Below are 25,115 nucleotides of genomic sequence, written 5' to 3' on the forward strand. Positions count from 1 at the left end.
CTGAATTTATTTTTCAGCTTCTTCATCTTCTTCAATCATTTCAGATATTTCCACTTTCACCTTGGTGACACGGCCATTTTTAACCTTGTCATTGGTCAAAATCAGTTTTTTATTCTGGCTTTCAACTTCATAGCTGAGCCGTTCTGTTGGATTTGGAATGGTTCCAACACCAGTCAGATAATAACCAGCAATAGTATCCACATCATCACTATCGATTTCAACTTCAAAATATTCATTAAAGTCATTGAGGGTCATCGTTCCTAAAACAATGTAGGTGTTCTCACCGATTTCATGAACCTCGATAGCAACCTTGTCTGTTTCATCTTCAATTTCACCGACGATTTCTTCTAGCAAGTCTTCAAGCGTCACGAGACCTGCCATACCACCATACTCATCCAACAGAATCGCCATTTGATTTTGGGTATTCCGGAGAGATTTGAGCAAATCATCTACAAAAATCGTTTCAGGTACAAAGAGTGGCTCTTGCAGAATCTTGCGGAGGTTTAGATTGTCGAATCCATTGGCGAAGGCTTCATTTAGCAAGCGTTTGGTATGAATCAAGCCGATCACATTGTCCTTATCGCCATCATAGACAGGAATTCGTGAGAAATTTTGCTTGAGGATACTTTCGATGATTTCCTTGGTATCATCCTGAATATCAACCATAAAGGCATCTGTCCGTGGCACCATGAGTTCACGCGCCACCATTTCATCCAGCGAGAAAATCCCCTGCAACATTTCGATTTCGTCTGCATCCAGCGTCTCCTCGCTCTTGGTCAGCATGTACTCAATCTCATCTCGGGTCATTTTTTCATCCGCATCATCAAACTTCATCGGCGTCATCTGACTGAGAAGATTGGTAGAAGCTGAAAGCAACCAAACGAAAGGACTGACGATTTTGCCTAGGAAGATAATCACTGGCGCAGTGCGAATCGCCAAACTATCCTTGAGATTCATAGCAATTCTCTTAGGATAAAGCTCCCCCAAAACAATGGAAATATAGGTCAAAAGAGCAAGTGCCAAGAAACTAGCAACTGCATGCGCCGTTTTGGAATCACCCATCCAAGAAGCAAAGATTTTCCCTAGATTATCCGCAAAGCTTGCCCCCGACAGGATATTAATGACGGTGATACCGACCTGAATCGTTGACAGAAAGTTATTGGGACTTTCAAGAACTTTTAATAAACGAATGTATTTGACATCGCCTTCTTCGGCTTTCTGCTCGACGCGAGCTCGATTGAGCGACACCATCGCCATCTCAGAAGCTGAGAAAAAGGCATTTAGTAAGGTTAAAACAAATAGCAGTATTGCTTGCAATAAAATACTCTGACTGCCAGGGTCTTCCATGGATTCTTCTCCTAAAAATTATAATCAATTTTGATTATAACATATTTTGGGGATTCGTGCACAAGGATTTATAGGAAAGCGTTTTGCAGATTAATCCTCTAAGTCCTGCAAGACTTTTTCTAGCCGGGAAATAGCTCCAACAGGTAGGGCTGTCTTGGGATATTTCTGATTAAAGGCCAATAGGAAGTTTAAACGGACCTGCATTCTTTCACGAATGAGCTGTCTGTACTTGTCGTCAAAGTTTGGAACAGCATAACCCTTATAATCCAGATATTCAAAACCTTCCAAAGGACCAAAAGGCTTAAATTGAGCCCTTCCCTCTACAATCTGCTCGATAATGTCTAAAGATACTTCCTTTGAGATACCTTTGCCCATATAAAAGCCAGTATTGATAATGTAGCAAGCAACTCCCGACTCAAATAAATGACGGAATTTCCGATAATCTTCCACCAATGGATAGACTCGGAAAGGATTGGCATAAGGCTCAATAACCAAGTCTTCATGCAAGCCAGTGACATTCTCGGCGTTGGAGCGCTTGGTCATCAGGGTGCAGCCCATTGTGGAAGCCATCAGCGGATCATTGATCTTAACCAGAGGCGGCAGAGAGTCATCTTTCATAATCCAGAAGATAGCATTGATGGGCTCATCAATCCGGTCTACGCGATTTGGAGTCGCAAAGCGCGATTTGACAGTCCGTCCATTCCCATTGCGGATGTCCTCTGTTACTAGCTTTTTCCGCCCATTTTCATCCAGCGTCACTCCACAATTCTGCACGGTGACAAAGAAATCCTGCTCACTGTGACCCGTAGGGTAGTCATTTGTCTTGTCAAAATAAGACGGTTCGAGGGCAATAGAGGAGCCATCCTTGACCGAGATAATGAAGGCATCGTCATGGAGAACCTTGATGTCATATTTATGGTCATGTTTAGCATGCGTCAATGTAGATTTTCCTGAACCCGACAGTCCAAAGAAAGATGCAACATAGTCCTCTTTGTCCGTATTTTGCTTGAAAATTTTCAGACCTCCGTGGCAGGCAACATAGCCATTTCTGGCAGCTGTTCCCCACGCCAAAGTCAAGGTTGCCTTTTTCAGCTCCCCGAAATAATTTAAGCCCAGAATAACAGCGCAATTATGATTGGTATCAAAGTAAACCAAACCTTCTGGATAGTCTGGATGCGTCCACTTAGGATCAAAAAAGACAAAGATATCATTTTCCTCGTACTTTTTAGAAGCTCGTAGGCGATTCTTAAATTCCTCATCCAAAATCTGGAAATTCAAAAGCCAAGAATAGAGATTGTTGATTTCTTCCTGAGGCACCATCAGGTGGGCGCAAACCATGAAGTCCTCATCCAGCCCCACGACTGCATCTGCCTTATAAAAGGTCCTCTGATGTGCTTGGTAAACAGCACTACGAACCAGAAACAGCAAATGCTCGTCTTCCTGACGATCTCTGCCATAAATCCGTCTAGCCTTGGCAGTTCGGCCGACAACCGCCCCCGAATTAGTCAATAAAACGCGGGCATAAGAAGGAAGTCCCAGCTCCTTAGTATGAATCACCGGCATGTCCAGCACAACCGTTCCAGCAGCTACCGAAGCCAGCTGATAGGCTTCTTCTACTGTCTTGATTGCCTGCACCTGATTCTCATAAAAGGCTGTCTCTACAATGGTCTTCAAGGGCGAAAAATAAGAAGAATCTTTTCTTATTTCTTGCGGAGAAAATTTACGACGTGTTACCATAATGATACCTCCTTTATGCTATTACTATTATTTTAGCATAAATATTCAATTATACACCATAAAAAATGCAGTAAAAAAGAGTTTTGGACAAAAGTCCGACCTCAAATATAAAAAGCGAACAAAACTAGTTTTCTGGTAATCAGAATTCTGCTTTGTTCGCTTTTTGCATTTAATTATAGATTTGAAGGGCTTAATAATTAAGATTTTTAAAAATTGAAATCTTTTTGTCCCAGACTCCTCAATTGTCTTTGGATTGTCGAGCAAGACGCAGTGGTTGAGTGGGCTCTACTACGCTGATTTCATCAGCTTTTATAGCCCTACTCAACTGTGCGGAGGTGAGACGACGAAATCGAATTCTAACGAATTAGCGATTTCTGTCCCACTTTCCTATTTTTTTATAATACCAAATTCTTCATTCTTCTTTTGTTGCTGAGCTTCCTTGTGATTATCATAAAGATTGGCAAGGAATTTCACGATTTCCTTGAGGATAGAGTAGGTCGGAATCGCTACAATCATGCCCATAATACCATAGATATTACTTGAAAGAAGCAAGAGAACCATAATCGTAATAGGGTGCACCTTCATAACGCTCCCAACAATACGAGGATAAAGGATATTCCCATCAATCTGCTGGATAATCAACATATAGATCAAGGCCACCAACATTTTATGAGGATCGGTAAAAAAGTAAGTGATCAGCATGGGAATCAAGCCGATACTAGGACCCACATAAGGGATCAAGTTAGCCAAAGCCGAGAAAATAGCAAAGACTAAGGCATACTTGAGTCCAATAACACTGTAACCAATATAAGCTAAGGTCCCAATCAGCAAGGCATCTATCGAAATACCACTGATATAACGGGCAACGGTCGCATTGAGATTGGTCAAAAGACTAGATATATTGAGCTTATCGCGCTTGAGAACGGTCCGCTCCAACATTGGTAGGAGCTTGTGTCCATCCATCAGGAAGTAGACCAAAAAAATCGGCGTCATGATAAGAATCATGAGGGTATTGATGACAGCAGACACCACACTACCCAGACTATTGGTAACACTATTTAAAATATTTTGCAGAATATCTACATAGGACAGATTGAGTTGCTGGATAGTAGACTGAATATTTAAACTCTTAAATAAAGGATTTTTGGATAATTGATTGACAAAACTCTGGATTTCCCAATAGAGATTTTGCGTCGAATTAATCAAGCTGGACAGCTGGTTAATCAAAATTGGCAAGAGGTAGATGACTCCGACTGTCACGAGGCCAAACAGCAGGAAAAGAGTGATTAAAATCCCAAAGATACGATTAATCTTCAACTTTTTTTCGAGCAGTGTCACCAGAGGATTTGTGATATAGTAGAGAAACCCTCCCATAACAAAAGGAATTAAAATCGTATTGATAACGCTCACCACCGGCGTAATCATATCTCCCATCTGGCGCCAGATAAAAAAGATAATCGTCAGCAACAAGACTTCACTGGTCCAAAACATTAACTTACTTTTATGAAACATCTTTACTCTCCTCCAAGTTATTTTACCATAATTTATCATAAAATAAAGGTGATTTCATAAAAGAAAGAATAAAAATGGAAACATTATTAAGTTCGAAGAATTTGGCTAGTCAGAAAAGATCACGCAATTTAAAATCTAAATCAGACAAGTAAAAAATCACCTGAAAGCAAGAGCTAAAAAGCACGGTCTTTCAAGTGATCTTTGATATCACTTCCATCAGGAAGCAAATGGTGCAATGATAATGTTACAAAAGTTTAAAATCTTAAGCAGATGATTAGCCCTTAATCGGGATTGAAATCTCAATCAGACTATTAGCATAGATCGTCCGAATGGCAGAGGCATCAATATTCTTTTGGTCAATTTTTCGTTTCAAAAAGAATTCTCTAATTTTTTCAATTTCTTGCTCTCGTATCGCACGATGCTTATTTGAAATGAGAATTTCGTAATGGCTAGGGGCCTCTGTGAAAATAACATCGCTATTTCCAGCAGAGTAAACCTCTACCAGCGTTGCGTCTGTGCTTTCCAACTGATTTTTTACTAATTCTGCGTGGGTATTCGTCGTATTTATAAGCTTCATTCATTTGCCTCCTACCTTAAATCGTCGCTATTATTATAACACGTTTTTCAGGAATTGTGAACGATTGCCTGTAATTTATATCATTTTAAATATAGCAGGCTAGTTATTCTGATATTTGCGCTTCCACTGCTCAATTCCCCATTTATGGCTGCCACGTTTCAATTTTTCAATGGCAAGATCTACAGGAAACCATGCCAGATTATTAAAGTCTTCCAGTGGCCTTTCTACTTCTTGATACGAAAGTGCTTCGTAAATATAGGCTGGATTATAAAAATGCGTGTCCCGATGGCGTGAATAAAAATATTCGTCCGCTTGACCAAAGTAATCTCCTACTTGGATGCTAAAACCAAGCTCTTCCAGCAATTCCCGCTCGAGAGTAGCCAGCTGGTCTTCTCCTTCTTCCATTTGACCTCCAGGAAGAAACCAAGCGCCATTAGGAGCTTGCACTAAAATAATATTTTCTTTCTTTTCATCCGGAATTACTGCATAAACTCCATAGCGCGTCACATATTCGACATTTTCCTCATGAAATCCAAATACTGGATGTGTCATCATCTTTCCTCATTCCTTCTAATCTTTACTACTATCATAAAAAACTTATACTAGCCTGTCAAGAGTTTGAACTTATTTTTTCAGCTTCCACAAAGAAGTCAAGCCCTTAGTTTTCAAGTGAAAAAGTCCGCCTCAAATGAGACGGAACTTCTTTTACTTATCAGTCAAATCCAACAAGATTCGGCTGGCTTATTTTTCTTCAAATCCTTCTTCGACTGCTTCCGCAAAGTTTTCTTCTACGATGCTTGCACAGTGGTCACAGATAACTGCATGGTAACTACGGTCTGCAGTAGTTGGATCGATACGACGGCAACGGTCACATACTTCACCTGCAGCGCGTTCAACTGTAAAGGCAACATCCTCAAAGCTAACTGCACCTTCTGGAGCTACTCCCTCTGCGATGGTCAATTCTGACACGATCAAAAGTTGAGCTACATTGCTGTCCACTGCTCCAAGAAGAGTTTTCACCACTTCATTTGGATAGACGGTCAGGTGTGCTTCTAGTGATTTCCCAATAACCTTTTCATTGCGGGCTTCTTCCAAGGCTTTCTGAGCCTGGCTGCGGAAGTCCATAAAGGCAGACCAAGTGTCCAAGATTTCTTCTTGATTTGGGAAAGTCTGTGCTTCTGGCAATTCTGACAACTGAACAAAGTCTTCAGCTTCAAACTCAAGATATGACCAGATTTCTTCCGCAGTGTGAGGAAGGATTGGTGTCAAGAGTTTGGTGATTTTCACAAGAATGTCATAGAATACAGTCTGCATTTGACGGCGTTCGAGTGATTTGGCACCTTCGATGTAGACAACGTCTTTAGCGAAGTCAAGGTAGAAAGCTGACAAGTCAACGTTGATAAAGTTTACCAAGGCCTTGTAGATGGTTAAGAATTCAAAGTCAGCATAAGCATCACGAATGGTCTTAACAAGCTGGTTAAAGCGAATAGTCATGTACTTATCAACGGAACGTAGTTCTTCGTAAGCCACGGCATCCTCAGCTGGGTTAAAGTCAGATGTGTTAGCAATCAAGAAACGAAGAGTGTTACGGATCTTACGGTAAGTTTCAGAGACTTGGCTCAAGATATCCATAGAGATACGCACGTCGTTGCTTGAGTCAACACTTGTCACCCAAAGACGCAAGATTTCCGCACCAAATTGTTTTTCAACATCACTTGGAGCAATAGTGTTGCCAAGAGATTTGGACATCTTTTCACCCTTACCGTCAAGAGCAAATCCTTGTGACAAGATTTGTTTGTATGGCGCTACGCCATGGTTGGCAACAGATGTGATGAGTGATGAGTTGAACCAACCACGGTATTGGTCAGAACCTTCAAGATAAAGGTCAGCTGGATAAGTCAGATTTGGACGATTTACCAAAACACCATTCCATGATGAACCTGAATCAAACCATACGTCCATGATGTCTGTTTCTTTCTTGAACTCGCCATTTGGTGAACCTGGGTGGCTAAATCCTTCTGGCAAGAGGTCTTTGGCATCACGTTCCCACCAGATGATAGAACCGTGTTCCTCAAAGAGTTGAGCCACGTGCTCGATCGTTTCAGCAGTCATGATTGGTGTTCCGTCTTCAGCATAGAAGATAGGAAGGGGAACTCCCCAAGCACGTTGACGAGAGATAACCCAGTCGCCACGGTCACGAATCATATTGTAAAGACGCACTTTACCCCATTCTGAATGGAATTTCACTTTTTCAATTTCATCCAAGATTTCTTGGCGGAATTTTGAAACTGAGGCAAACCATTGCGGAACAGCGCGCCAGATGATTGGTTTCTTGGTACGCCAGTCAAATGGATATGAGTGAGAGATTTCTTCTTGGGCAAGGAGAAGATTACCAAGTTTCTCGATAACAGTTGGTATAACCTTGTCGTAGAATTGACCTTCGAACTCAGCACCTGCATTTGCCATCATAATCCCGCGTTCGTTTACTGTTACAGCAACTTCAAGGCCGTTAGCAACACCGACATTGTAGTCATCTTCACCAAAACCAGGGGCTGTATGGACGATACCAGTACCTGAGTCAGTGGTAACGTGGTCACCAAGGATTACCAGTTCATCTACTGCTGTATCCCAAGGGTGCTTTGTCACGATGTGGTTCAATTCTTGCCCACGATAGGTCGCCAAGACCTGAACATCAGCCCAGCCAAATTTCTCAGACAAGCTGTTCAACAATTCTGCAGCAACCACGAACTTACGAGCTTCACCAGCAGGTTGTACGACTACGTAGTCAATATCCGCGCCAACTGTCAAACCACGAGAAGCTGTGATGGTAAATGGCGTAGTGGTCCAGACAACGATGTAGGTATCTGTATCTAGGACACCTTTTCCGTCTTTGACGGGATTAGCATAGTAAAGGGAAGTTGAAAGCAAGTCATGGTATTCAATTTCTGCTTCTGCAAGGGCTGACTCAGATGACCATGACCAGTAGACAGGTTTAGCACCGCGATAGATATAGCCTTTCTTAGCCATTTCACCAAAGACGCGGATTTGAGCAGCTTCATAGTCAGGCGTCAAGGTCACATATAGATTTTCCCAGTCACCAGAAACACCCAAACGTTTAAAGTCTTCGCGTTGTTTATCAACTTGAGAAAGAGCGTAATCACGGCAAAGTTTCAAGTACTCAACCAAGTCCATTTCTTTGCGTTTAACACCTTGTTTTGCCAAAACTTGCTCGATTGGCAGACCATGTGTATCCCAACCTGGAATATAAGGCGCATAAAAACCTGACATCGATTTTGAACGAACAATAATATCCTTAGAAATCTTGTTCATCGCGTGTCCAACGTGGATATTTCCGTTTGCATACGGAGGGCCATCATGCAAGGTGAAATGTGGTTTTCCTTGGTTCAATTCTTGACGACGTTGGTAAAGTTTTGCTTCTTCCCATTCTTTTTGCCAGATTGGTTCTTTAGTAGGAAGGCCAGCACGCATTGGAAATGCAGTTTTCCCAAGATTCAGGGTTTCTTTGAGTTTCATTTAGTCTCCTTATTCCATTATAATTTTCAAAATAAAAAACCACAAACTTCTCCGAAAGGACGAAAATTCGTGGTACCACCTTTGTTTAGACAGGAAAAAGCCTGTCCCTCTTAGCCTGTAACGTAGGCAGACGTCGTTTCTTACTCGATTCAGAAACGATGAAGCAGAATGATAAGTCAAACAAAAGGGATTACAGGTCTTTCACCACCACCTGCTCGCTGAAAATATTTTATTTGCCTTGTGTTTCTGCACTTATAAAAGATCTACTTGAACTTTAGAATCTTCATCCAAATCTGAAAGTTCTCCAGATTCTAAAATTTCTTTCTGTTGTGCTTGGATCAGCTCTTCATCTATAGTCTGAAGAGTCTGAGTTTCTGCCAATTCTCGATTTGCTTGCTCAATTCTTTCTTGCAATTCAGCTAATTCTTCAGGTGAGAATTGGCGCGTAACATCCACTTCTTCCTCTAGCTCAACTTTTTCTCCAAGCGCTTCTTCAACTACCATTTTAAAGGCTTCATCACTAGTTTGAAGATAGGTAGCAGTCGGGCGAAGGATATCTTCCCAATCTGGAGAGTCAACAATACTTAGTTGACTTTCAATCGTCGATTTGAGGCGCTGATGGAAGACGCGTGTTTTATTTTTTAATTCTTCTGTCTCAACAGCTACTCTTTTCGCATTATCTGTAGCCTGACGAAGAATATCATTTGCCTTATACTTAGCTCTATCTAACAAACGTTGCGCATCTTGCTCTGCTTGCTGCACAATATTTCCTGAACGTTCTTGTGCTGCCTGCTTGACCCGCTCTGCTGTATCTTGTGCAATCAAAACAGATTGGCTGAGCGAATCTTTCATTTCATCAAAATAAATTAGACGCTCTTCAAGATTGCGGATTTTTGCTTCTTTCTCATGATTCTCGCGGATTAGCTCCTCATAATCATTGACAATGATATCAAGAAATTCTTCAACTTCATCAATATCATACCCTCTAAATTTGGTCGAAAAAGCTTTATCTCTAATATCTAATGATGTTAGTGCCATATTTCCTCCTTATTTGCTAGGTAATAATTCAACTGTTAGTTTATGCTTCCCGTTTTTGGAAAAACCATTTTCTGTTAAAATCTTAAATCTTCCATATTTCCTAACGCTAATCAAATCCCCCAGAGAGAGCTGGTGACTAGGGTTATCAATGGTTCTGTAGTTCTGCTTTACCTGCTTCCCCATGATTAGTTCCACAGCTTGACTACGTGATAATTTAAAGACTGTCGCTACCAGCTTATCCAATCTGAGACTAGAGACCAAAACATCTGTTGTTTTAGTCACCGGTGCATCTTGTAACTGATCTTTGAAATCAACTCTTCTTAGCCGAACTGGAACTTTAGCTATTTTAGAAACATTCGTAATGAAATATTCTTCTAATCTTCTATCCACAAATACTTGTGCATGGTCATCCACGACGATGATATCGCCAAACGTCCGCCTCTCAATCCCTAGCTGATGCAAAAGAGTTCCCATAATTTGTGAATGAGTTACCTTGTAGAACTTACTTGCATAGGTAATCTCTAGCAAGACCACATCGAAATCTTCGAGTTCTAATTGATAATAGCTAGGTGCAATCAACACTTTAGCAAACTCACTTGGAAAATAATCTGAACCAGCAAATACTTGCACATCATATTGCTTACTCAAATTTTTGAGAATATTGACCTGATGAGGATTCAAAAAAGCAGTCGTCTCATAGCTATATTGATTTTCTACTCTTTGAAGCAATTCCATGCTTTTATCCAGAAAATCTTGATCATCCTGAGAAAAATGCTGATAGATATTGTTTACCATAGCAATAACAAGGAAGCGAGGAAGTGTAGAAATAAGGTATCAAGCACTCTCAAGGCAAAAAGTGCCACCAGAACAGTAAAGTCTAATCTACCAAACTGCAAAGGTAACCTGCGGAATAAACGCAAAAATGGTTCAACCAGAGAACCGACAAGCCTTCCTAGGGCTGTTTGGTAAGCTCCAGGGAACCAAGACAAGAGTGCATAGATGAAGACGAGAAGAGAGTAAAGATCAATTAGATTAGAAACTAATTTTAAAATAAAATAAATCATTAATTATCTGCTGCGTTTCATATCAAAATCGTATTCACTCAGATCCACATCGTTTGGAAGGCGAATATCTTCTACATTGACGACAACATTGATTGGAGTAAGTAAGTACATGGTACTAGCAACTTTTCTCAAGTTTCCAGCTAAAACATAGCGTGCTCCATCAAGATAATCCAAGCAACGTCTTGCTTGTACCTCTGTCATATATTGAAAATCAATTAAGATACTCTCATTCGCCACAAGTAAATCAACAACCTCTGTTGCTTCCTCATATTTTTTCGGATAGCGAACATCAATCGTAACCTTCTCACTAGATTTCACTCGATGCTGAGCCAGTTCTTGTTGGCGAGCATGCAATCTAGTAATATTTTCCGTTGCAGGCTTTTGTTGGACTTGTGAAGAAGCTGAACGAGTACGTGCGTTTTCCTTTGCTGATGCAACTGGAACCGGCTCGACCTCTGCCTGCTTCAAAACAGAATCAGATTCATCTAAAGGCTGTACTGGTAAGTCAGACTTTTCTCCATCTTCTGTAAAGTATTCTATAAATTTATCAAATTTATCTTTTAATGACATAGTTCTTTCCTATTTAAAAAATGCTGTTCCGATTCTGACATAGGTTGAGCCGTTGGCAATCGCTTCTGGATAATCACGGCTCATTCCCATACTCAAATCAGAAAAGGGCATGTTTTTTAACTGTTTGCTTTGTAAGTTTAATTGAAGCTGATGTGCCTCTGAAAAAATCTGATTCAGCTCTTGATGATCAGCTTCGAGTGGAGCCATGGTCATCAGGCCAACAATACAAATATTTTCTAAGGCTACAAGCTCTGGTAAAACACTATCTAGTTCTTCAACTAAAAAACCGTGCTTGCTTTCTTCTTTTGAAATATTGACTTGCAAGAAACAATTAATCACATGATCCGCTCGCTTGTTGATTTCTTGAGCCAATTTGACAGAGTCTAAAGCATGGAAATAATCAACATAGTTGATCACATCTTTTACTTTCCTTCTCTGCAAACTACCAATCAAATGCCAAGTAAGATTTTCTTCCTTTAAAGCATGATATTTTTCAAGAAACTTATCTACTCGATTTTCTCCAATATGTTTGATTCCTGTATCCACGAGTTTTTTCGCTGTTTCACAGTCAACATACTTGGTAACCGCAATAATGTTTACGGAGTCCTTCAATCGATTTTCTTTTTCAACTATTTGAGCAACATTTTGAAAAATTAAATCTTTATTTGCTTGAAAATCCATTTAATTAGCGATTTCTAAAGAATGGCGGTGTTTCAAGTTCGTCATCTTCTTCCTTAATATCTGTAAAGCGCTCTACACGGCTAGAAGGCACAGGTTCTGCTTGACGAACGATTGATTCACGACGTAAATCCCAGTCTCCAAAGGCTGAAGCTCTAGAAGTTTCTAGAGTTGAGCGATGAGAAGGAGTTGGCATTTCTCTTGTTTCTGTCATATCAAAGTTTCGATCATAATGAGCAGATGATTGTGCTGGTCGTACTTGCTCAGCTCGGCTCGCAGGTTTAACACCTTGCAATCCACTTACCTTATCAACCTTATCTTCTTTAACACCTGTTGCAACAACAGTCACACGGATTTCATCCTTCATAGATTCATCAATAGAAGTACCGAGCCAGATGTTGACACCATGACCAGCTGCCTGATTAACGATTTCAGAAGCTTCTTCTGCTTCAATCAAAGTCATATCTAGGCCACCAGTAACGTTGACGATCACGTCTTCTGCACCGTCAATAGTTGTCTCAAGAAGTGGAGAGTAGATAGCTTTGCGAGCTGCTTCGATAACACGTTCTTCACCGCTTCCGATACCGATACCCATCAAAGCATTACCTTTGTTTTCCATAACAGTCTTCACGTCTGCAAAGTCAAGGTTGATCAAGCCAGGGCTGGTAATTAAGTCAGTAATACCCTGAACCCCTTGGCGCAATACGTTATCAGCTTCACTCAAGGCTTCCAGAAGCGGAGTTTTCTTGTCAACAATTTCCAAAAGGTTGTTGTTTGAAATGATCAAAAGAGTATCTACATGTTCACGCAGTTCATTGATTCCTTCAACGGCAAAATTACCACGTTTACTTCCTTCAAAGCCAAATGGACGTGTCACGACTGCTACAGTTAGGGCGCCTACTGATTTAGCAATGCGAGCAATAACTGGTGCAGCACCTGTACCAGAGCCACCACCCATACCAGCAGTGATAAAGACCATGTCTGCTCCTTGAAGGGCTTCTGTCAAAACTTCTTCGCTTTCTTCTGCTGCTTTTCGACCAACCTCAGGTTGACCTCCGGCACCCAGACCACGAGTCAACTTAGGACCAAGCTGGATAACTGTTTCTGCTTTTGCACTGCTAAGTGCTTGCACATCTGTATTTGCTGCGATAAATTCTACACCAGCAAGACCTTCATCTATCATACGGTTAATAGCGTTTCCGCCGCCACCGCCGACACCGATTACTTTAATGACTGCGCCTTGTGCTGCAGCCGCATCAAATGAAAATGTCATAATCTATTTATTCTCCTTACTCAAACATATTACCAATTAAATTGCGCATCTTATCTGTAAGACTAGCCTTTGGTTCCTCTTGTGGTTCTTCATTTCTAAGCGGTGCAATTTCTGGTTCCACCTCTTGAACTGGTTGAACTGGTTCAGCCGGCTGATGATCAAAGCGAGGTACTCTATGACTTGGACGTTCAAAGCTAGTTGCTTGATGACGCAACTGCTCGTCTCCACGAACAGCAGCTTGTGCAATTCTATCCACTTCGGTCAGATTACCAGCATACTCTGAAAGACTAATCACGTGGGCAAAAGCTGGATTACGGATACCGATTTGATTTGGTACATATAATTTAGCGTGAACACCAAATACTTCCTGAGCTAATTCTACAACGCCAGGCAAGATCGCTCCACCACCAACGATGACGATACCACCAGGAAGATCTAACACGTGTCTTCTATCTAAATCTTGCTTGATTTGTTCAAAAACATGTTTGATACGAGCAGAGATGATTTCAGCTAGATAGGTTTCTGTTATTTCAACTGGATTAACTTCCCCGATGACTTCAACTGGGAAAGATTCAGTGCCTGCAAATGGTACATAAGCTACACCATAGTTAAATTTCAAGCTTTCTGCCAATTTCTGAGAAGTTTTCAAGACTTTTGAAATGTCTTTTGTGACATAGTCGCCGCCTTCTTGATAGATATTGGTAAATTGTAATTCTTGATTTTTTACAGAAGCAACTGTAGTTTGTCCGCCACCCATATCAATGACTGTCGCACCAAACTCTCGTTCTCCTTCGTTCAAGATGGATTTTGTCATCGCCAAAGGAGAAATGATAATATTTTCCAATTTCACTCCTGCACGCTCCACTGTTTTACGGAGATTATGCAGGATTGTACGAGGACCAGTGTAAAGTAGGCCGCGCATTTCTAGGCGAATCCCCATCATACCACGAGGATCACGGATCCCTTGGAAGCCATCAACAACAAACTCTTCTGGAATGAAGGTAATTACTTCACGGTCAGGAGTCATGCTCTTGGTCAAGGCAGATCTTACAACGCTCTCGACATCTTCATCGGTAATTTCTTTGGAGTCACTAGTCACAGGAATCATTCCTTGAGTTGGCTCAATTTGCAGTAGATTTGCAGGCAAACCAACATTCACTAGTCCAATTGAAATCCCCGCTTTTTCCTCTGCTTGAGAAATTGCTGACTTAATAGCCGCTGCTGCTGCTTCAATATCGACAATAATCCCATCTTTAACGCCAGCACTCTTTGCATTGCTGACTCCAATAACATTCATTTCACCGTTGATGTGCTCTGCCACCAACACTTTAATTGTGCTACTTCCTATATCTAATCCAGTAAAAAAGCCATCTCTAGCCATTACATCAGTCCTCTCTGTCTTCCACGTTTCCATTCTAATACAAATAACTCTAGAAAATAGGGTTATCCAAACTTTATTATATCATAAAAATACGAAATTGGCGCAGTTTTTTATCTATAATAATTAGTTATTTTCAGAAATCTCTGGCTTTTCTGCCTGAGATTGAGCAGAATGCTCGGTAGATTGCTCTGCATGTTGAGTTGAAGATTCTGTATCTTGCGCATCGTTGCTAGCTTCATGGATAGCTTCATTTTCTGTGCCTTGCGCATAGCTAAAAATACCAGCCTCCATATCGATCACACTTGGCACTTCCAACTGAGGATGAATTCCTTCATAGTAGGGAAGTTTCTTAGCAATATGAGAAATAGGAACCAAAATTTGGTGCTCATCAGACATGGTGATGGTCACTAAATCTTCTGTCACCTTGCTAGGAGTTAAATCAACCCTTCTCATACTTTTTTTGATCGAATCAGGGACATTCTTCAGTTGTTGAACGAATTCCTTGATCAAACCCGCATCCGAAAAGGTCACATCCATCCGCTCTTCCGGCAAGGCATCAGCCGCAACCTCATTTTTTACGTATTCTCCACTCGTTAAAATAGGATAATACTTAGAATCTTTCTGCAAATAACCTAAAATGCCATATTCCTGAACATCGATTTTGAAAGTCAGCGGAAATTGATAGGTCATCTCTACATTTTCAATCCAGGGGCTAGAAGCTTTCAGATTTTGCTCATAATGATGGCGATTTTTGTAAACAGTGATAGTATAATCGCGCTGATCGATTTTGCTACTGCTTCTTAGCTCCTCCTGACTCACAACCTTGTTTCCTATAAATTCAATGGTCTTCATAGTTGCAAGCGGTGTGAGGAAATAAAGGGAAGCTAAAAAAATTAGGGAGCTTGTCACTAAAACTGGCAAAGCTCGATACCAGTGAATTTTCTCAATTGGAACTTTTGGAAGCTCAACCTGCTCTATTTCTTCATCTTGCTCTTGATCCTGAACTTCGGCTTCATCCTGCTCCTCAACTTCAGATTCAGAATCAGAATCAGAATCTTGCACTTCAGTTTCTTCTTCATTTGTAGGAGAGTCTGTGTCAATTTCTCCGGAGACTGTATCTTCTTCGTTAGAAGGCTGCTGATTTTCCAGTTCCGCCTTCATTTCTTCTTTTTTCTGCTCTAGTTCAGCTCTTTTTTTCTCTAACTCAGCTTGCTTTTTTGCCTTTTCTTGAGCTTTTTTCTCAAGATACTCTTTGTTTCTGACTTGCCATTCAGAAAGAGAAAGTTGAGCAGTTTCTTGCTTATCTTCCTTGCTTTTTTTCATCTTTTCCCTTTGTCAATATCTTGCTTCAAAATTTCATAAAATTCATCTACTGATGTTAGTTCAGGCGCTTCTTCCATTCGTTTATAGTAGGCATCCTTTTCTCTTAGTAAATCATCCACTGCTACTTGGAGATTGACCCGATTCAAGTTTTCTTCATTGATTTTAAGCGCATAGCCTTTTTCCAAGAAGTAGTTGGCATTTTCAATCTGATCTCCTCGACTTGCCCCCAGCCCTAAAGGTACAATCACTTGCAACTTCTTCATAGCCAGTAATTCAAAGATGGTATTGGAACCACCTCTTGTCACGACGACATCTGCCATAGCCATTAGTGGCTGATACAGATCTGTCACATAGGACACCCGGTAGATACAGTGGGAAAGCTCATCCAAGCTAGCATCGCCTGTCAGATTGATAATATTATACTTTTCAATCAAGCGATCCTTATTTTTTGTAATAAAATCATTGAAAACTTTAGCGCCTCCTGAGCCACCAACAAAGAGCAAGGTAGGTTTTCCTTCTGTGAAATGAGCCTTGATTTTCTCAATCTCAGCTGGTTCTGTTTGAGAGGGGGCAGCAATCTTGGTCACCGCTCCAACATGTTCAGCCTTGCTCAGTCCTTCAGCTTGCTCAAAAGTCGTGAACATCTTTGTCGCGCATTTATAACCGATTTTATTGGCCAAACCAAGCGACAAATCAGACTCATGAATGAAAACTGGAACGCCGGTCACCTTCGCCGCAATCACTGGCGGAACAGACACAAAGCCTCCTTTTGAAAATAGGGCTTTGGGACGGACTTTTAACATGATGCCCAGCGACTGGAGAATGCCACCTGCCACTTTAAAAACATCCAAAAGATTCTGCCAAGAAAAATAGCGACGGAGCTTGCCAGTTGCAATCGAATGGAAAACAACAGGTAGACCTGATTTTTGAATTTCCTTGTACTCAATCCCATGACGGTCACCGATATAATGGACTTCCCAGCCCTCTTCGATAAATTTAGGCATCAGCAAAAGATTGAGGGTCACATGGCCAACTGTCCCTCCACCTGTAAATACTATTTTTTTCATTCTATTCCTTTAATTCTTTAAACACGGCAAGGAATTCATCGCCCCGCACTTCAAAATTCTTATACATATCCCAGCTGGCATTGGCTGGACTGAGAAGGACAACATCCCCAGGCTCCGCCACAGAAAAGGCTTTGCGAGTAGCATCTCTGACATCTGAAGCGTCCAGATAGCTTACTTCTGCCTGATCCGCAGCCCGCTTAACACGCGCAGCCGATTGTCCTAAAATCACCATCTTTTTCAAACCCTTGATATCTGGCACCAATTCATCAAATTCATTGCCACGATCCAGACCACCAGCAATCAGAATGACCTTACTATTGTCAAAGCCTGACAAAGCTTTTTGGGTCGCTAAAATATTAGTTGATTTACTGTCATTGTAAAATTTGACTTGATTGATGTCGCCCACATACTGGAGACGATGCTTGACACCACCAAAATGAGCCAGAGTTTCTTTAATAACTTGATTGTCAATCCCACGAAGTTTGGCTACTGCAATGGTTGCTAGAGCATTTTCTACATTATGACTACCAGGCACGCCTAGTTCAGAAATTTTCATAATGGCTTCCCCACGGAAAGTCAGCACATCGCCGTCCAGATAAGCTCCATCAACCTGTTCTTGGGTTGAAAAAGGAATCACTTTAGCAGCTGTTTTCTTAGCCAATTCTTTCGCCAAGTCTTGATTGAAATTCAAAACGACATAGTCAGAAGCTGTCATATTTTTTTGGATATTCCACTTGGCCGCCACATAATCTTCAAAAGAGCCGTGATAGTCCAGATGTGTCGGCATCAGATTTGTAATCACCGCTATTTCCGGATGGAAGGCTTCGATTCCCACTAGTTGGAAGGAAGAAAGTTCCATCACCAAAGTGTCTGTTTTACCCGCATCTTGAGCGACTTGACTAGCTGGAAATCCGATATTCCCAGACAAAAGACCATTTTGTCCGCCTGCTGTTAGCACTTCTGCAATCATGGTTGTCGTAGTCGTTTTTCCATTGGAGCCAGTAATCCCAATAATCGGTGCATCCGAAATCAGATAAGCCAGCTCCACTTCGGTAATGACAGGAATCTGCTTTTCCAAAGCCCTCATGACCATAGGATTGTTATAAGGAATACCTGGATTTTTCACCATCCATTCAAAATCTTCATCCAATAACTCCAATGGATGACCACCTGTCACGACCTTAATTCCTTCTTCTAGCAAAGATTGGGCAGCTGGATTTTCCTCGAAGGGTTTCCCATCATTGACCGTCACAATCGCTCCAAGCTTATCCAAAAGGCGGGCAGCTGACTCCCCAGATTTGGCCAAACCCAACACCAAAACTTTCTTATTGGCAAATTTTGAAATAGTCTTCATCATGTACCTCTTCATTCATACTACCTTCTATTTTACCTTTTTTTGCGAAAATAAAAAAGTCATATCAGGCTTTTATTTTAACTGTTATCAACATTTAATGAATAAGAAGAAATGTTATTCTATTTGAAATCTTTGAAAAACCTATTTATACAAGCAATGACTATCCAAAACATTTAATTGCCAGTGACTTATCAAACCTGACCTACTCACTGATGGTCAACAGCATTCAAAAGAATCGGGCCTTCTTTAAATGAAAAACATCGGTAACTGTATTATATTTCTACTCAGCCAAAACCACCATCGAAGAATCTCGCTTTAGATAAACAAAAGGAATTAGGATTTTAAAAGTCTACACGACCTTTGAAATCCTAATTCCTTCCTTATAGTTTATGAGTTTAAAGTTTCTTTTGATTTCTGAGATGGTACTAGACGCTCGATGTCCATCAAGGCCCACACTGTTATAATAATCAAAAAGATACTCACAAATAATTCTCCAGGCAATTTAAAAATTTGAAAAATTGCCAAAGCAAGCAAAATGATCAAGGCAACCAGCAAGAGTACAAATGTCAAGACATTCAACGTCCCCTTAATACTAGTTGGAATGGCAAATACATAGAAAAGCAGGATTAATATTCCAATAATCAGGTAAATCATGCTGCTCCTTTCTACCACCAGTCAACTCAATGGTTTATTCTGCTGCTTGTTTTTTCTTGTTTTTATTAGCTTTTTCACGTTCTTGCTTGTTCAAGATTTGTTTACGCAAACGGATAGACTCTGGTGTTACTTCCATGTACTCATCGTCGTTCAAGAACTCAAGTGACTCTTCAAGGGTCAAGATACGAGGTGTCTTGATAACTGCTGTTTGGTCCTTGGTAGCTGAACGGACGTTAGTCATTTGTTTGGCCTTGGTGATGTTAACTGTCAAGTCGTTTTCACGAGAGTTTTCACCGATGATCATTCCTTCGTAAACCTCAGTACCTGGGTTGACAAAGATTGTACCACGTTCTTCGATAGACATGATTGAGTAAGTTGTAGCCTTACCAGCATCGATAGAAACAAGGGCACCACGGTGACGTCCACCAATTTCACCTGGGATGAGTGGCAAGTATTGGTCGAAGGTATGGTTCATGATACCATAACCACGAGTCATTGACAAGAACTCAGTTGAGTATCCGATTAAACCACGCGCTGGAACAAGGAAGACCAAACGAGTTTGACCATTACCAGTTGAGATCATATCCAACATTTCACCCTTACGTTCAGAAAGGCTTTGGATTACAGATCCTTGGTATTCTTCTGGAGTGTCGATTTGGACACGCTCAAATGGCTCACATTTGACACCGTCGATTTCTTTTACGATAACTTCTGGACGAGATACTTGAAGTTCATAGCCCTCACGACGCATTGTTTCGATCAGGATTGACAAGTGCAATTCTCCACGACCTGAAACAGTCCATTTATCTGGTGAATCCGTTGGATCAACACGAAGGGAAACGTCTGTTTGCAATTCTGCTTGCAAGCGTTCTTCAACCTTACGAGAAGTTACCCACTTCCCTTCGCGGCCTGCAAAAGGTGAATTATTAACCAAGAAGGTCATTTGAAGGGTTGGTTCATCGATGTGAAGGATTGGAAGTGGTTCAATAGCATCCGTCGGCGTAATAGTTTCACCGACAAAGATATCTTCCATACCAGATACGGCAATCAAGTCACCTGCTTTGGCTTCTTGGATCTCACGACGTTCCAAACCAAAGAAACCGAATAGTTTTGTAACACGGAAGTTTTTAGTTGTGCCGTCTAGTTTAGAAAGAGTAACTTGGTCTCCAACTTTCACACTACCACGGAAGACACGACCGATACCAATACGACCTACGAAGTCGTTGTAGTCCAAAAGTGACACTTGGAACTGCAAAGGCTCATCTGAGTTATCCACTGGAGCTGGGATATGGTCGATGATGGTATCAAAGATTGGTGCCATTGTTTTTTCTTGATCAGCTGGATCATCTGACAATGAAGATGTTCCGTTGATAGCTGAAGCATAAACAACTGGGAAGTCAAGCTGGTCATCATCTGCGCCAAGCTCAATGAAAAGTTCCAAGACTTCATCCACTACTTCTGCTGGGCGAGCTGATGGTTTGTCAATTTTGTTGACAACAACAATTGGGACAAGGTCTTGTTCCAAGGCTTTTTTCAACACGAAACGAGTTTGTGGCATAGTTCCTTCGTAGGCATCTACGACCAAAACAACACCGTCAACCATTTTCATGATACGCTCAACTTCTCCACCGAAGTCCGCGTGTCCTGGTGTGTCCATGATGTTGATACGAGTTCCGTTGTAGGCAACGGCTGTATTTTTAGCAAGGATGGTAATTCCACGCTCTTTTTCGATATCGTTTGAGTCCATAGCACGCTCTGCCAACTCTGTACGTGCATCAAGAGTTTCAGATTGTTTCAATAATTCGTCAACGAGGGTTGTTTTACCGTGGTCAACGTGGGCGATAATCGCAATGTTACGGATATCTTCTCTTAATTTTGTCATGATTTCCTCTAAATCTTATTATTTATTTCCAACTAAAAATTATAACACAGTTTTTTCCAAAAAACACGGACTAACCAAGTGTAAATGTTTTCATAGGCAAATCGTAAACTGTAGCCATTTTTGCAATTTTACTTCTGAAAGTGTATGATAAAAAGAATCGATCCAAACCTTTGAAAGGAAAACTCATGCGCCTTGATAAATTCTTAGCCCTAGCTAAGGTTAGCCGGAAAGAAATGAAACAAAAACTGCGACTCAGACAGATTGTAATCGACGGTCAGCCAGCTCGCTCCCTCAGTCAAAATGTCGATAGTGGCCTCCAGTCCATTAGCCTAGCTGGTAAACCTTTAAACCACCTAGCCCACCATTATTTTCTGATGAACAAGCCCGCCGGTACTGTCACTGCCAATTCTGACTCGGACAAGATGACTGTCCTAGATCTAATTGCCCCAGAAGATTTTAACGACCAGCTTTACGCCATCGGCCGTTTGGATCGCGACACACGTGGCCTGCTCCTGATTACAGATAATGGGCCACTGGGATTTCAACTCCTCCATCCACAATACCATATCGCAAAGACCTACTATGTCGAAGTCAACGGTCCTCTTGACCAAGAAGCCACAATCGCTTTTCAGCAAGGAATTGTTTTTCTGGATGGCACTCGTTGCAAGCCCGCTCAACTTCAGATTCACACGACCAGCCCAGAGCACTCCACCGCCTCAGTTACCATTTCTGAAGGAAAATTTCATCAGGTCAAGAAAATGTTTCTAGCAGTTGGTGTCAAAGTCACCTATCTCAAACGTACTCATTTCGGTGATTTTCAGCTGGATCCTAATCTAACAGAAGGCAGTTATCGACCGTTGAATCCTTCCGAACTCGAGATTATCAGAGGCTATTTGGAACAAACCTGGTAAAAGAAAAAGGCTTATTCAAGCCTTTCTCTTATTTACTACATAAATCCATTCATAGTCAGAAGAATTCCTGCAATCCAGTTGATGACAGAAATGACAATACCGACGATATTCAGAATTCTTTCTGTTTTATAATCTAATTAAGTTTCTTTTTAATGAGAATTGTCCAAAATCAGACCGATAATATCTAAAACAAGGCCAATTAAATTATAAAAAGAATCAGCTTGTCTTAACCTTGCCACTCCATGAATCGAGGCCGTAAGACAGGATATAAATATCATTAAAGCCTTGCTTCTTCAAGTAGATTGCCGCATTGGTCACACGTTGCCCACGGCTATTTTCATAGAGAAGAACTGGTTTGTCTTTGCGAAGTGCATTGATACTAGACTTGAGCTGTTGAGACGGGATATTACGCGCCCCCAAGATATGCTTGCGATGGAAATCGGATGGATCACGCAGGTCAATCAATTGCCCCTGACGAATCAAAGCTTCAAACTCACTATTATCTACTACCTTAGCTGCACGACGAATACGGAAATAATTGAAGCCCATCCAAGCTAACATTCCCAGCAAGATTGCCCATAAAATCCAAATTCCCATTCTAGTTTCTCCCTTTATCTTCTAAATACTTCAACTCTACTTGATGCTCTCTGCGAAGGACAGCCTCAGCCTCCAGATAATCAAGCTTATCCATCAGGCCAGCATCGTAAATCCGCTCCAACTCAATTTTCATCATTTCAATATCATAAAGACGCTTGCCCATATAGATAATGATCCCGAAATTTTTAAGAAATTGCTGCACATCATAGAGTGTTTTCATGAGCTATATTTTATCAGATTTTAGCAAAGTTTTCAAGATGACAAAACAGAAAAGACAGCCACATAGGCTGACTTTTCGGGAGATTATTATGAAAAAGAAAAGTTTAGGAGTTCTATCAAACAAAGTTAGGAGGTCTTCATTTGATAATCTTAGTATAAAGGAAGAAGCTTAAACAATCCTTAAGAAAAAACAGAGAGTGGGACAGAAATCGGTAATTCGTTAGAATTCGATTTCGTCGTCCTACCTCCGCACAGTTGAGTAGGGCTGTAAAAGCTGATGAAATCAGCGTAGTAGAGCCCATTCAACCACTGCGTCTTGCTCGACAATCCAAAGACAATTGAGAGGCTAGGACTTTTGTCCCAGCCTCTTTAAACATCATTTTACAAACCTGGTGCTTGACCAAGCTCAGCTGTCAACATCCAGATCGTCTTTTCAAGGTCTGCCTTAGCACCAACGAAGATATCATTGGTTACATCATCGCCTTCTTCATCCGTCACATCCATAGCTTCTTGATAAAGATCTGTCAGATAACGGAAAATTTCAATCACGCGCTCCAAGCTTTCTTCAACATTCTTGCTAAATTCGCCAGCTTTTTCTTCAATTTTGCTGTGTTGAATAAACTCTGTCAGAGTTGAATAAGGCTTGCCACCCAGAGTAATCAAGCGTTCGCTGACTTCATCCAAGGTTTCATCAATTGTATCCATGTATTCGTCCATTTTTGGGTGCCATACCATGAAGCCTGCACCACGCATATACCAGTGAACTTGGTGAAGAGCGATACGAGCTGTATAAAGATCTGAAACCACTTGGTTAAGAACTGCTTTTGTTTTTGGTAAGGAATTTTGGTTAGTGAAAGTTGCTACGTCTGCTGCAGCGCCATGTTTTACTTGAGTCATAATGATACCTCTCTTTTTATTTGTAATGATTCTAATCTTTATTGATTATGTTTTAATTATAATGCTTCTAATTAAGAAAGTCAAGTATTAAAACTCAAAATTTTACTTTATTAGAAAAGTTGTAAAATTTCAGATTTTTCTACTCAAAATCACGAATAAATAAGTATGATTCATCTATACTTTTTTCTAGTCGGAACGGTTCTAGCCTCTTTTCTCGGCTTAGTCATTGACCGCTTCCCTAACCAGTCCATCATCTCTCCAAGCAGTCACTGTGATAACTGTAAGCAGATACTCAAAGCACGGGATTTGGTCCCAATCCTGTCTCAGTTGCTGAATGGCTTCCGTTGCCGTTTCTGCAAGATCCAGCTGTCTGTCTGGTATGCTGCTTTTGAGTTAGTGCTGGGCTTGCTTTTTCTAAGCTGGAGTTTAGGTTATCTTTCGCTAGCTCAGCTCTTACTGCTAACTATGGGCCTGACCTTAGCCATCTACGATCAGCGTGAGCAAGAATACCCTCTCCTAATCTGGCTGATTTTTCAGTTCTTACTGATGGCTACAGCAGGTATCAATCCGCTCATGATTTTCTTTTTGATCCTAGGACTTCTAGCCTTCTTTTTTAATCTTCGCATCGGATCTGGAGATTTTCTCTTTCTTGCTTCCTGCTCAGCCATTTTCAGCCTGACAGAAATTCTCCTTCTTATCCAAATCGCTAGCTTCGCTGGTCTCGCCTGTTTCTGCTTTAAAAAGAAAAAAGACAGGCTGGCATTTGTCCCCTGTCTTTTGTTTGGTGTTGTGGTGATTATTTCTTATAAATCCCTACTCTTTTACTGAACTGGAACCCAAAGCTCAACTTCTGCATCCATAGGATTCCCGTTTAAAAGTATTTCTAAGATAATTCCATCTTGGTAAAGGGAACTGCTTTCTTCCTCAAAAAAGTTATCCTCCAATTGGTCAAACAGGAGTCTTGATTTATCACCACTGGCTGAACTTACTAAATAATCTTTCTCTGGGACGAGAATGCTTTCGTAGTCTGCCACAGCATTCTTTGCCGCAACTCCTGCGTAGTATTGAATACCATCTTTATGAGGAACAATCAAAGCATAGCCTTTTTTATCTAGAGAATGGGGCATCAATTTCCCCAGCATTCCTTCCTTAAACAACTGAGCATAGAACGCGGTCTTCTCTTTAGAATAGTGCTGTTCATGAACCGTAGTTCCTTCTATCAAAATACTCCTGCCAATCAGGGTAAACGATGGTTTGGTTTGATGTTTCATTATATGAACTCCTTTCTTTATGGTATAATCATAACAAAAATAATATGACGGCTATCTGTCATATTTAAGGAGAAAATCATGAAAATTGACCGTCAAATGGGAATCATTTCTCATTTAGTAAATCAACGAAAAACAACAGCTAAAGAACTATCAGAACTTTTTAGAGTCAGCACCCGAACTATTATGAGAGACATTGATGATTTATCTCTTGCAGGCATTCCTCTCTATG

Annotated in this window: 25 protein-coding genes, 1 pseudogene and 1 other annotated feature; of the genes and pseudogenes, 3 read left to right on the forward strand and 23 right to left on the reverse strand. The window is 40.9% G+C overall.

The genetic code is table 11. The features are described from left to right. Window positions 1-6 precede the first annotated feature (6 nt). The 18 genes from RWS39_RS03795 to typA form a co-directional block, all read right to left on the reverse strand. Window positions 7-1,347 (reverse strand): hemolysin family protein, encoded by a 1,341-nt coding sequence (locus RWS39_RS03795; protein ID WP_314480630.1) that lies wholly within the window; start codon window positions 1,345-1,347, stop codon window positions 7-9. Between the two features lie 90 nt (window positions 1,348-1,437). Then, entirely contained in the window at window positions 1,438-3,084 is a 1,647-nt protein-coding gene (locus RWS39_RS03800; RefSeq protein WP_314480633.1) for a phosphoenolpyruvate carboxykinase (ATP), read from the reverse strand. Between the two features lie 387 nt (window positions 3,085-3,471). Further along, entirely contained in the window at window positions 3,472-4,596 is a 1,125-nt protein-coding gene (locus tag RWS39_RS03805) for an AI-2E family transporter (protein ID WP_015605492.1), read from the reverse strand. A 274-nt stretch (window positions 4,597-4,870) separates the two neighbouring features. Beyond that, window positions 4,871-5,173 (reverse strand): DUF1827 family protein, encoded by a 303-nt coding sequence (locus tag RWS39_RS03810; protein WP_005590795.1) that lies wholly within the window; start codon window positions 5,171-5,173, stop codon window positions 4,871-4,873. A 99-nt stretch (window positions 5,174-5,272) separates the two neighbouring features. Further along, window positions 5,273-5,725 carry an NUDIX domain-containing protein gene (locus RWS39_RS03815; protein ID WP_314480676.1) on the reverse strand — a complete coding sequence of 151 codons (453 nt, stop codon included), beginning with the start codon at window positions 5,723-5,725 and terminating at the stop codon, window positions 5,273-5,275. Between the two features lie 189 nt (window positions 5,726-5,914). Beyond that, the gene (ileS, locus tag RWS39_RS03820) at window positions 5,915-8,707 is read right to left on the reverse strand and encodes an isoleucine--tRNA ligase (RefSeq protein WP_314480638.1); all 2,793 of its coding nucleotides are present in this window, start codon (window positions 8,705-8,707) and stop codon (window positions 5,915-5,917) included. A 52-nt stretch (window positions 8,708-8,759) separates the two neighbouring features. Then, window positions 8,760-8,963 (reverse strand) — a binding site (T-box leader). Then, window positions 8,960-9,745 (reverse strand): DivIVA domain-containing protein, encoded by a 786-nt coding sequence (locus RWS39_RS03825; protein WP_314480641.1) that lies wholly within the window; start codon window positions 9,743-9,745, stop codon window positions 8,960-8,962. It overlaps the preceding feature by 4 nt. A 9-nt stretch (window positions 9,746-9,754) precedes the next feature. Continuing rightward, the gene (locus tag RWS39_RS03830; RefSeq protein ID WP_314480644.1) at window positions 9,755-10,540 is read right to left on the reverse strand and encodes a YlmH family RNA-binding protein; all 786 of its coding nucleotides are present in this window, start codon (window positions 10,538-10,540) and stop codon (window positions 9,755-9,757) included. After that, window positions 10,534-10,809, reverse strand: a complete 276-nt coding sequence (locus RWS39_RS03835; RefSeq protein WP_005590800.1) for a YggT family protein — start codon at window positions 10,807-10,809, stop codon at window positions 10,534-10,536. The genes RWS39_RS03830 and RWS39_RS03835 overlap by 7 nt, the downstream gene beginning before the upstream one ends. A gap of 3 nt (window positions 10,810-10,812) precedes the next feature. After that, on the reverse strand, window positions 10,813-11,379 hold the full coding sequence (locus RWS39_RS03840) for a cell division protein SepF (protein ID WP_297665761.1): 567 nt from the start codon (window positions 11,377-11,379) through the stop codon (window positions 10,813-10,815). Window positions 11,380-11,388: 9 nt separating this feature from the next. After that, window positions 11,389-12,060, reverse strand: coding sequence for a YggS family pyridoxal phosphate-dependent enzyme (locus RWS39_RS03845; protein WP_311164001.1), 672 nt, complete (start codon window positions 12,058-12,060; stop codon window positions 11,389-11,391). Between the two features lie 4 nt (window positions 12,061-12,064). Then, on the reverse strand, window positions 12,065-13,330 hold the full coding sequence (gene ftsZ, locus RWS39_RS03850; protein ID WP_314480647.1) for a cell division protein FtsZ: 1,266 nt from the start codon (window positions 13,328-13,330) through the stop codon (window positions 12,065-12,067). A gap of 16 nt (window positions 13,331-13,346) precedes the next feature. Further along, window positions 13,347-14,711, reverse strand: coding sequence for a cell division protein FtsA (gene ftsA, locus RWS39_RS03855; RefSeq protein ID WP_314480678.1), 1,365 nt, complete (start codon window positions 14,709-14,711; stop codon window positions 13,347-13,349). Window positions 14,712-14,834: 123 nt separating this feature from the next. Beyond that, entirely contained in the window at window positions 14,835-16,034 is a 1,200-nt protein-coding gene (locus tag RWS39_RS03860; RefSeq protein WP_314480650.1) for a cell division protein FtsQ/DivIB, read from the reverse strand. Continuing rightward, window positions 16,031-17,101: a UDP-N-acetylglucosamine--N-acetylmuramyl-(pentapeptide) pyrophosphoryl-undecaprenol N-acetylglucosamine transferase gene (locus tag RWS39_RS03865; protein ID WP_314480657.1), complete on the reverse strand. Its 1,071-nt coding sequence runs from the start codon at window positions 17,099-17,101 to the stop codon at window positions 16,031-16,033. Before RWS39_RS03865 ends, RWS39_RS03860 begins: the two co-directional genes overlap by 4 nt. A gap of 1 nt (window position 17,102) precedes the next feature. Beyond that, the gene (gene murD / locus RWS39_RS03870; RefSeq protein ID WP_314480681.1) at window positions 17,103-18,455 is read right to left on the reverse strand and encodes a UDP-N-acetylmuramoyl-L-alanine--D-glutamate ligase; all 1,353 of its coding nucleotides are present in this window, start codon (window positions 18,453-18,455) and stop codon (window positions 17,103-17,105) included. A 387-nt stretch (window positions 18,456-18,842) separates the two neighbouring features. Beyond that, window positions 18,843-19,109, reverse strand: a complete 267-nt coding sequence (locus RWS39_RS03875) for a DUF3165 family protein (protein WP_045499076.1) — start codon at window positions 19,107-19,109, stop codon at window positions 18,843-18,845. A 34-nt stretch (window positions 19,110-19,143) separates the two neighbouring features. Beyond that, entirely contained in the window at window positions 19,144-20,991 is a 1,848-nt protein-coding gene (gene typA, locus RWS39_RS03880; protein ID WP_062122682.1) for a translational GTPase TypA, read from the reverse strand. Between the two features lie 185 nt (window positions 20,992-21,176). Here typA and RWS39_RS03885 point away from each other — a divergent pair, with 185 nt between their 5' ends. Further along, a complete protein-coding gene (locus RWS39_RS03885) occupies window positions 21,177-21,902 on the forward strand; it encodes a pseudouridine synthase (protein WP_314480664.1) in 726 nt (241 codons plus the stop codon). Between the two features lie 35 nt (window positions 21,903-21,937). On the opposite strand, the pseudogene RWS39_RS03890 reads toward RWS39_RS03885, so the two are convergent. The 4 genes and pseudogenes from RWS39_RS03890 to RWS39_RS03905 form a co-directional block, all read right to left on the reverse strand. Then, a pseudogene (locus RWS39_RS03890) lies at window positions 21,938-22,150 on the reverse strand (DUF4190 domain-containing protein). After that, entirely contained in the window at window positions 22,119-22,499 is a 381-nt protein-coding gene (locus RWS39_RS03895) for a rhodanese-like domain-containing protein (protein ID WP_005590811.1), read from the reverse strand. The pseudogene RWS39_RS03890 and the gene RWS39_RS03895 overlap by 32 nt, the downstream one beginning before the upstream one ends. 1 nt (window position 22,500) lies before the next feature. Continuing rightward, on the reverse strand, window positions 22,501-22,719 hold the full coding sequence (locus tag RWS39_RS03900) for a YqgQ family protein (RefSeq protein ID WP_005590812.1): 219 nt from the start codon (window positions 22,717-22,719) through the stop codon (window positions 22,501-22,503). Between the two features lie 380 nt (window positions 22,720-23,099). Further along, entirely contained in the window at window positions 23,100-23,615 is a 516-nt protein-coding gene (locus RWS39_RS03905) for a Dps family protein (protein ID WP_015605512.1), read from the reverse strand. A gap of 165 nt (window positions 23,616-23,780) precedes the next feature. Between RWS39_RS03905 and RWS39_RS03910 the strand changes: the two genes are divergently transcribed. Beyond that, on the forward strand, window positions 23,781-24,443 hold the full coding sequence (locus tag RWS39_RS03910; RefSeq protein WP_314480670.1) for a prepilin peptidase: 663 nt from the start codon (window positions 23,781-23,783) through the stop codon (window positions 24,441-24,443). Here RWS39_RS03910 and RWS39_RS03915 read toward each other — a convergent pair. Continuing rightward, window positions 24,437-24,886: an effector binding domain-containing protein gene (locus RWS39_RS03915; protein WP_011836639.1), complete on the reverse strand. Its 450-nt coding sequence runs from the start codon at window positions 24,884-24,886 to the stop codon at window positions 24,437-24,439. The two genes, RWS39_RS03910 and RWS39_RS03915, sit on opposite strands and share 7 nt — an antisense overlap. Before the next feature lie 78 nt (window positions 24,887-24,964). On the opposite strand from RWS39_RS03915, the gene RWS39_RS03920 reads away from it, so the two are divergent. Next, on the forward strand, window positions 24,965-25,115 hold a 151-nt coding region (locus tag RWS39_RS03920), incomplete at its 3' end, for a helix-turn-helix transcriptional regulator (RefSeq protein ID WP_314480683.1).

Origin of the sequence: Streptococcus cristatus, from assembly GCF_963529205.1 — a bacterium.
GTDB lineage: Bacteria > Bacillota > Bacilli > Lactobacillales > Streptococcaceae > Streptococcus > Streptococcus cristatus_O.

Excerpts from the sequence above, each read along its gene's own strand:
- RWS39_RS03815 (WP_314480676.1), bottom strand. The coding sequence starts at position 5,725 with ATGACACATCCAGTATTTGGATTTCATGAGGAAAATGTCGAATATGTG.
- RWS39_RS03795 (WP_314480630.1), bottom strand. The coding sequence starts at position 1,347 with ATGGAAGACCCTGGCAGTCAGAGTATTTTATTGCAAGCAATACTGCTA.
- RWS39_RS03840 (WP_297665761.1), bottom strand. The coding sequence starts at position 11,379 with ATGTCATTAAAAGATAAATTTGATAAATTTATAGAATACTTTACAGAA.
- ftsA (WP_314480678.1), bottom strand. The coding sequence starts at position 14,711 with ATGGCTAGAGATGGCTTTTTTACTGGATTAGATATAGGAAGTAGCACA.
- RWS39_RS03860 (WP_314480650.1), bottom strand. The coding sequence starts at position 16,034 with ATGAAAAAAAGCAAGGAAGATAAGCAAGAAACTGCTCAACTTTCTCTT.
- RWS39_RS03810 (WP_005590795.1), bottom strand. The coding sequence starts at position 5,173 with ATGAAGCTTATAAATACGACGAATACCCACGCAGAATTAGTAAAAAAT.
- RWS39_RS03830 (WP_314480644.1), bottom strand. The coding sequence starts at position 10,540 with ATGGTAAACAATATCTATCAGCATTTTTCTCAGGATGATCAAGATTTT.
- RWS39_RS03910 (WP_314480670.1), top strand. The coding sequence starts at position 23,781 with ATGATTCATCTATACTTTTTTCTAGTCGGAACGGTTCTAGCCTCTTTT.
- ileS (WP_314480638.1), bottom strand. The coding sequence starts at position 8,707 with ATGAAACTCAAAGAAACCCTGAATCTTGGGAAAACTGCATTTCCAATG.
- RWS39_RS03900 (WP_005590812.1), bottom strand. The coding sequence starts at position 22,719 with ATGAAAACACTCTATGATGTGCAGCAATTTCTTAAAAATTTCGGGATC.
- RWS39_RS03800 (WP_314480633.1), bottom strand. The coding sequence starts at position 3,084 with ATGGTAACACGTCGTAAATTTTCTCCGCAAGAAATAAGAAAAGATTCT.
- RWS39_RS03845 (WP_311164001.1), bottom strand. The coding sequence starts at position 12,060 with ATGGATTTTCAAGCAAATAAAGATTTAATTTTTCAAAATGTTGCTCAA.
- RWS39_RS03915 (WP_011836639.1), bottom strand. The coding sequence starts at position 24,886 with ATGAAACATCAAACCAAACCATCGTTTACCCTGATTGGCAGGAGTATT.
- murD (WP_314480681.1), bottom strand. The coding sequence starts at position 18,455 with ATGAAGACTATTTCAAAATTTGCCAATAAGAAAGTTTTGGTGTTGGGT.
- RWS39_RS03905 (WP_015605512.1), bottom strand. The coding sequence starts at position 23,615 with ATGACTCAAGTAAAACATGGCGCTGCAGCAGACGTAGCAACTTTCACT.
- typA (WP_062122682.1), bottom strand. The coding sequence starts at position 20,991 with ATGACAAAATTAAGAGAAGATATCCGTAACATTGCGATTATCGCCCAC.
- RWS39_RS03885 (WP_314480664.1), top strand. The coding sequence starts at position 21,177 with ATGCGCCTTGATAAATTCTTAGCCCTAGCTAAGGTTAGCCGGAAAGAA.
- RWS39_RS03895 (WP_005590811.1), bottom strand. The coding sequence starts at position 22,499 with ATGGGAATTTGGATTTTATGGGCAATCTTGCTGGGAATGTTAGCTTGG.
- RWS39_RS03835 (WP_005590800.1), bottom strand. The coding sequence starts at position 10,809 with ATGATTTATTTTATTTTAAAATTAGTTTCTAATCTAATTGATCTTTAC.
- RWS39_RS03805 (WP_015605492.1), bottom strand. The coding sequence starts at position 4,596 with ATGTTTCATAAAAGTAAGTTAATGTTTTGGACCAGTGAAGTCTTGTTG.
- RWS39_RS03825 (WP_314480641.1), bottom strand. The coding sequence starts at position 9,745 with ATGGCACTAACATCATTAGATATTAGAGATAAAGCTTTTTCGACCAAA.
- RWS39_RS03865 (WP_314480657.1), bottom strand. The coding sequence starts at position 17,101 with ATGAAAAAAATAGTATTTACAGGTGGAGGGACAGTTGGCCATGTGACC.
- RWS39_RS03875 (WP_045499076.1), bottom strand. The coding sequence starts at position 19,109 with ATGATTTACCTGATTATTGGAATATTAATCCTGCTTTTCTATGTATTT.
- ftsZ (WP_314480647.1), bottom strand. The coding sequence starts at position 13,330 with ATGACATTTTCATTTGATGCGGCTGCAGCACAAGGCGCAGTCATTAAA.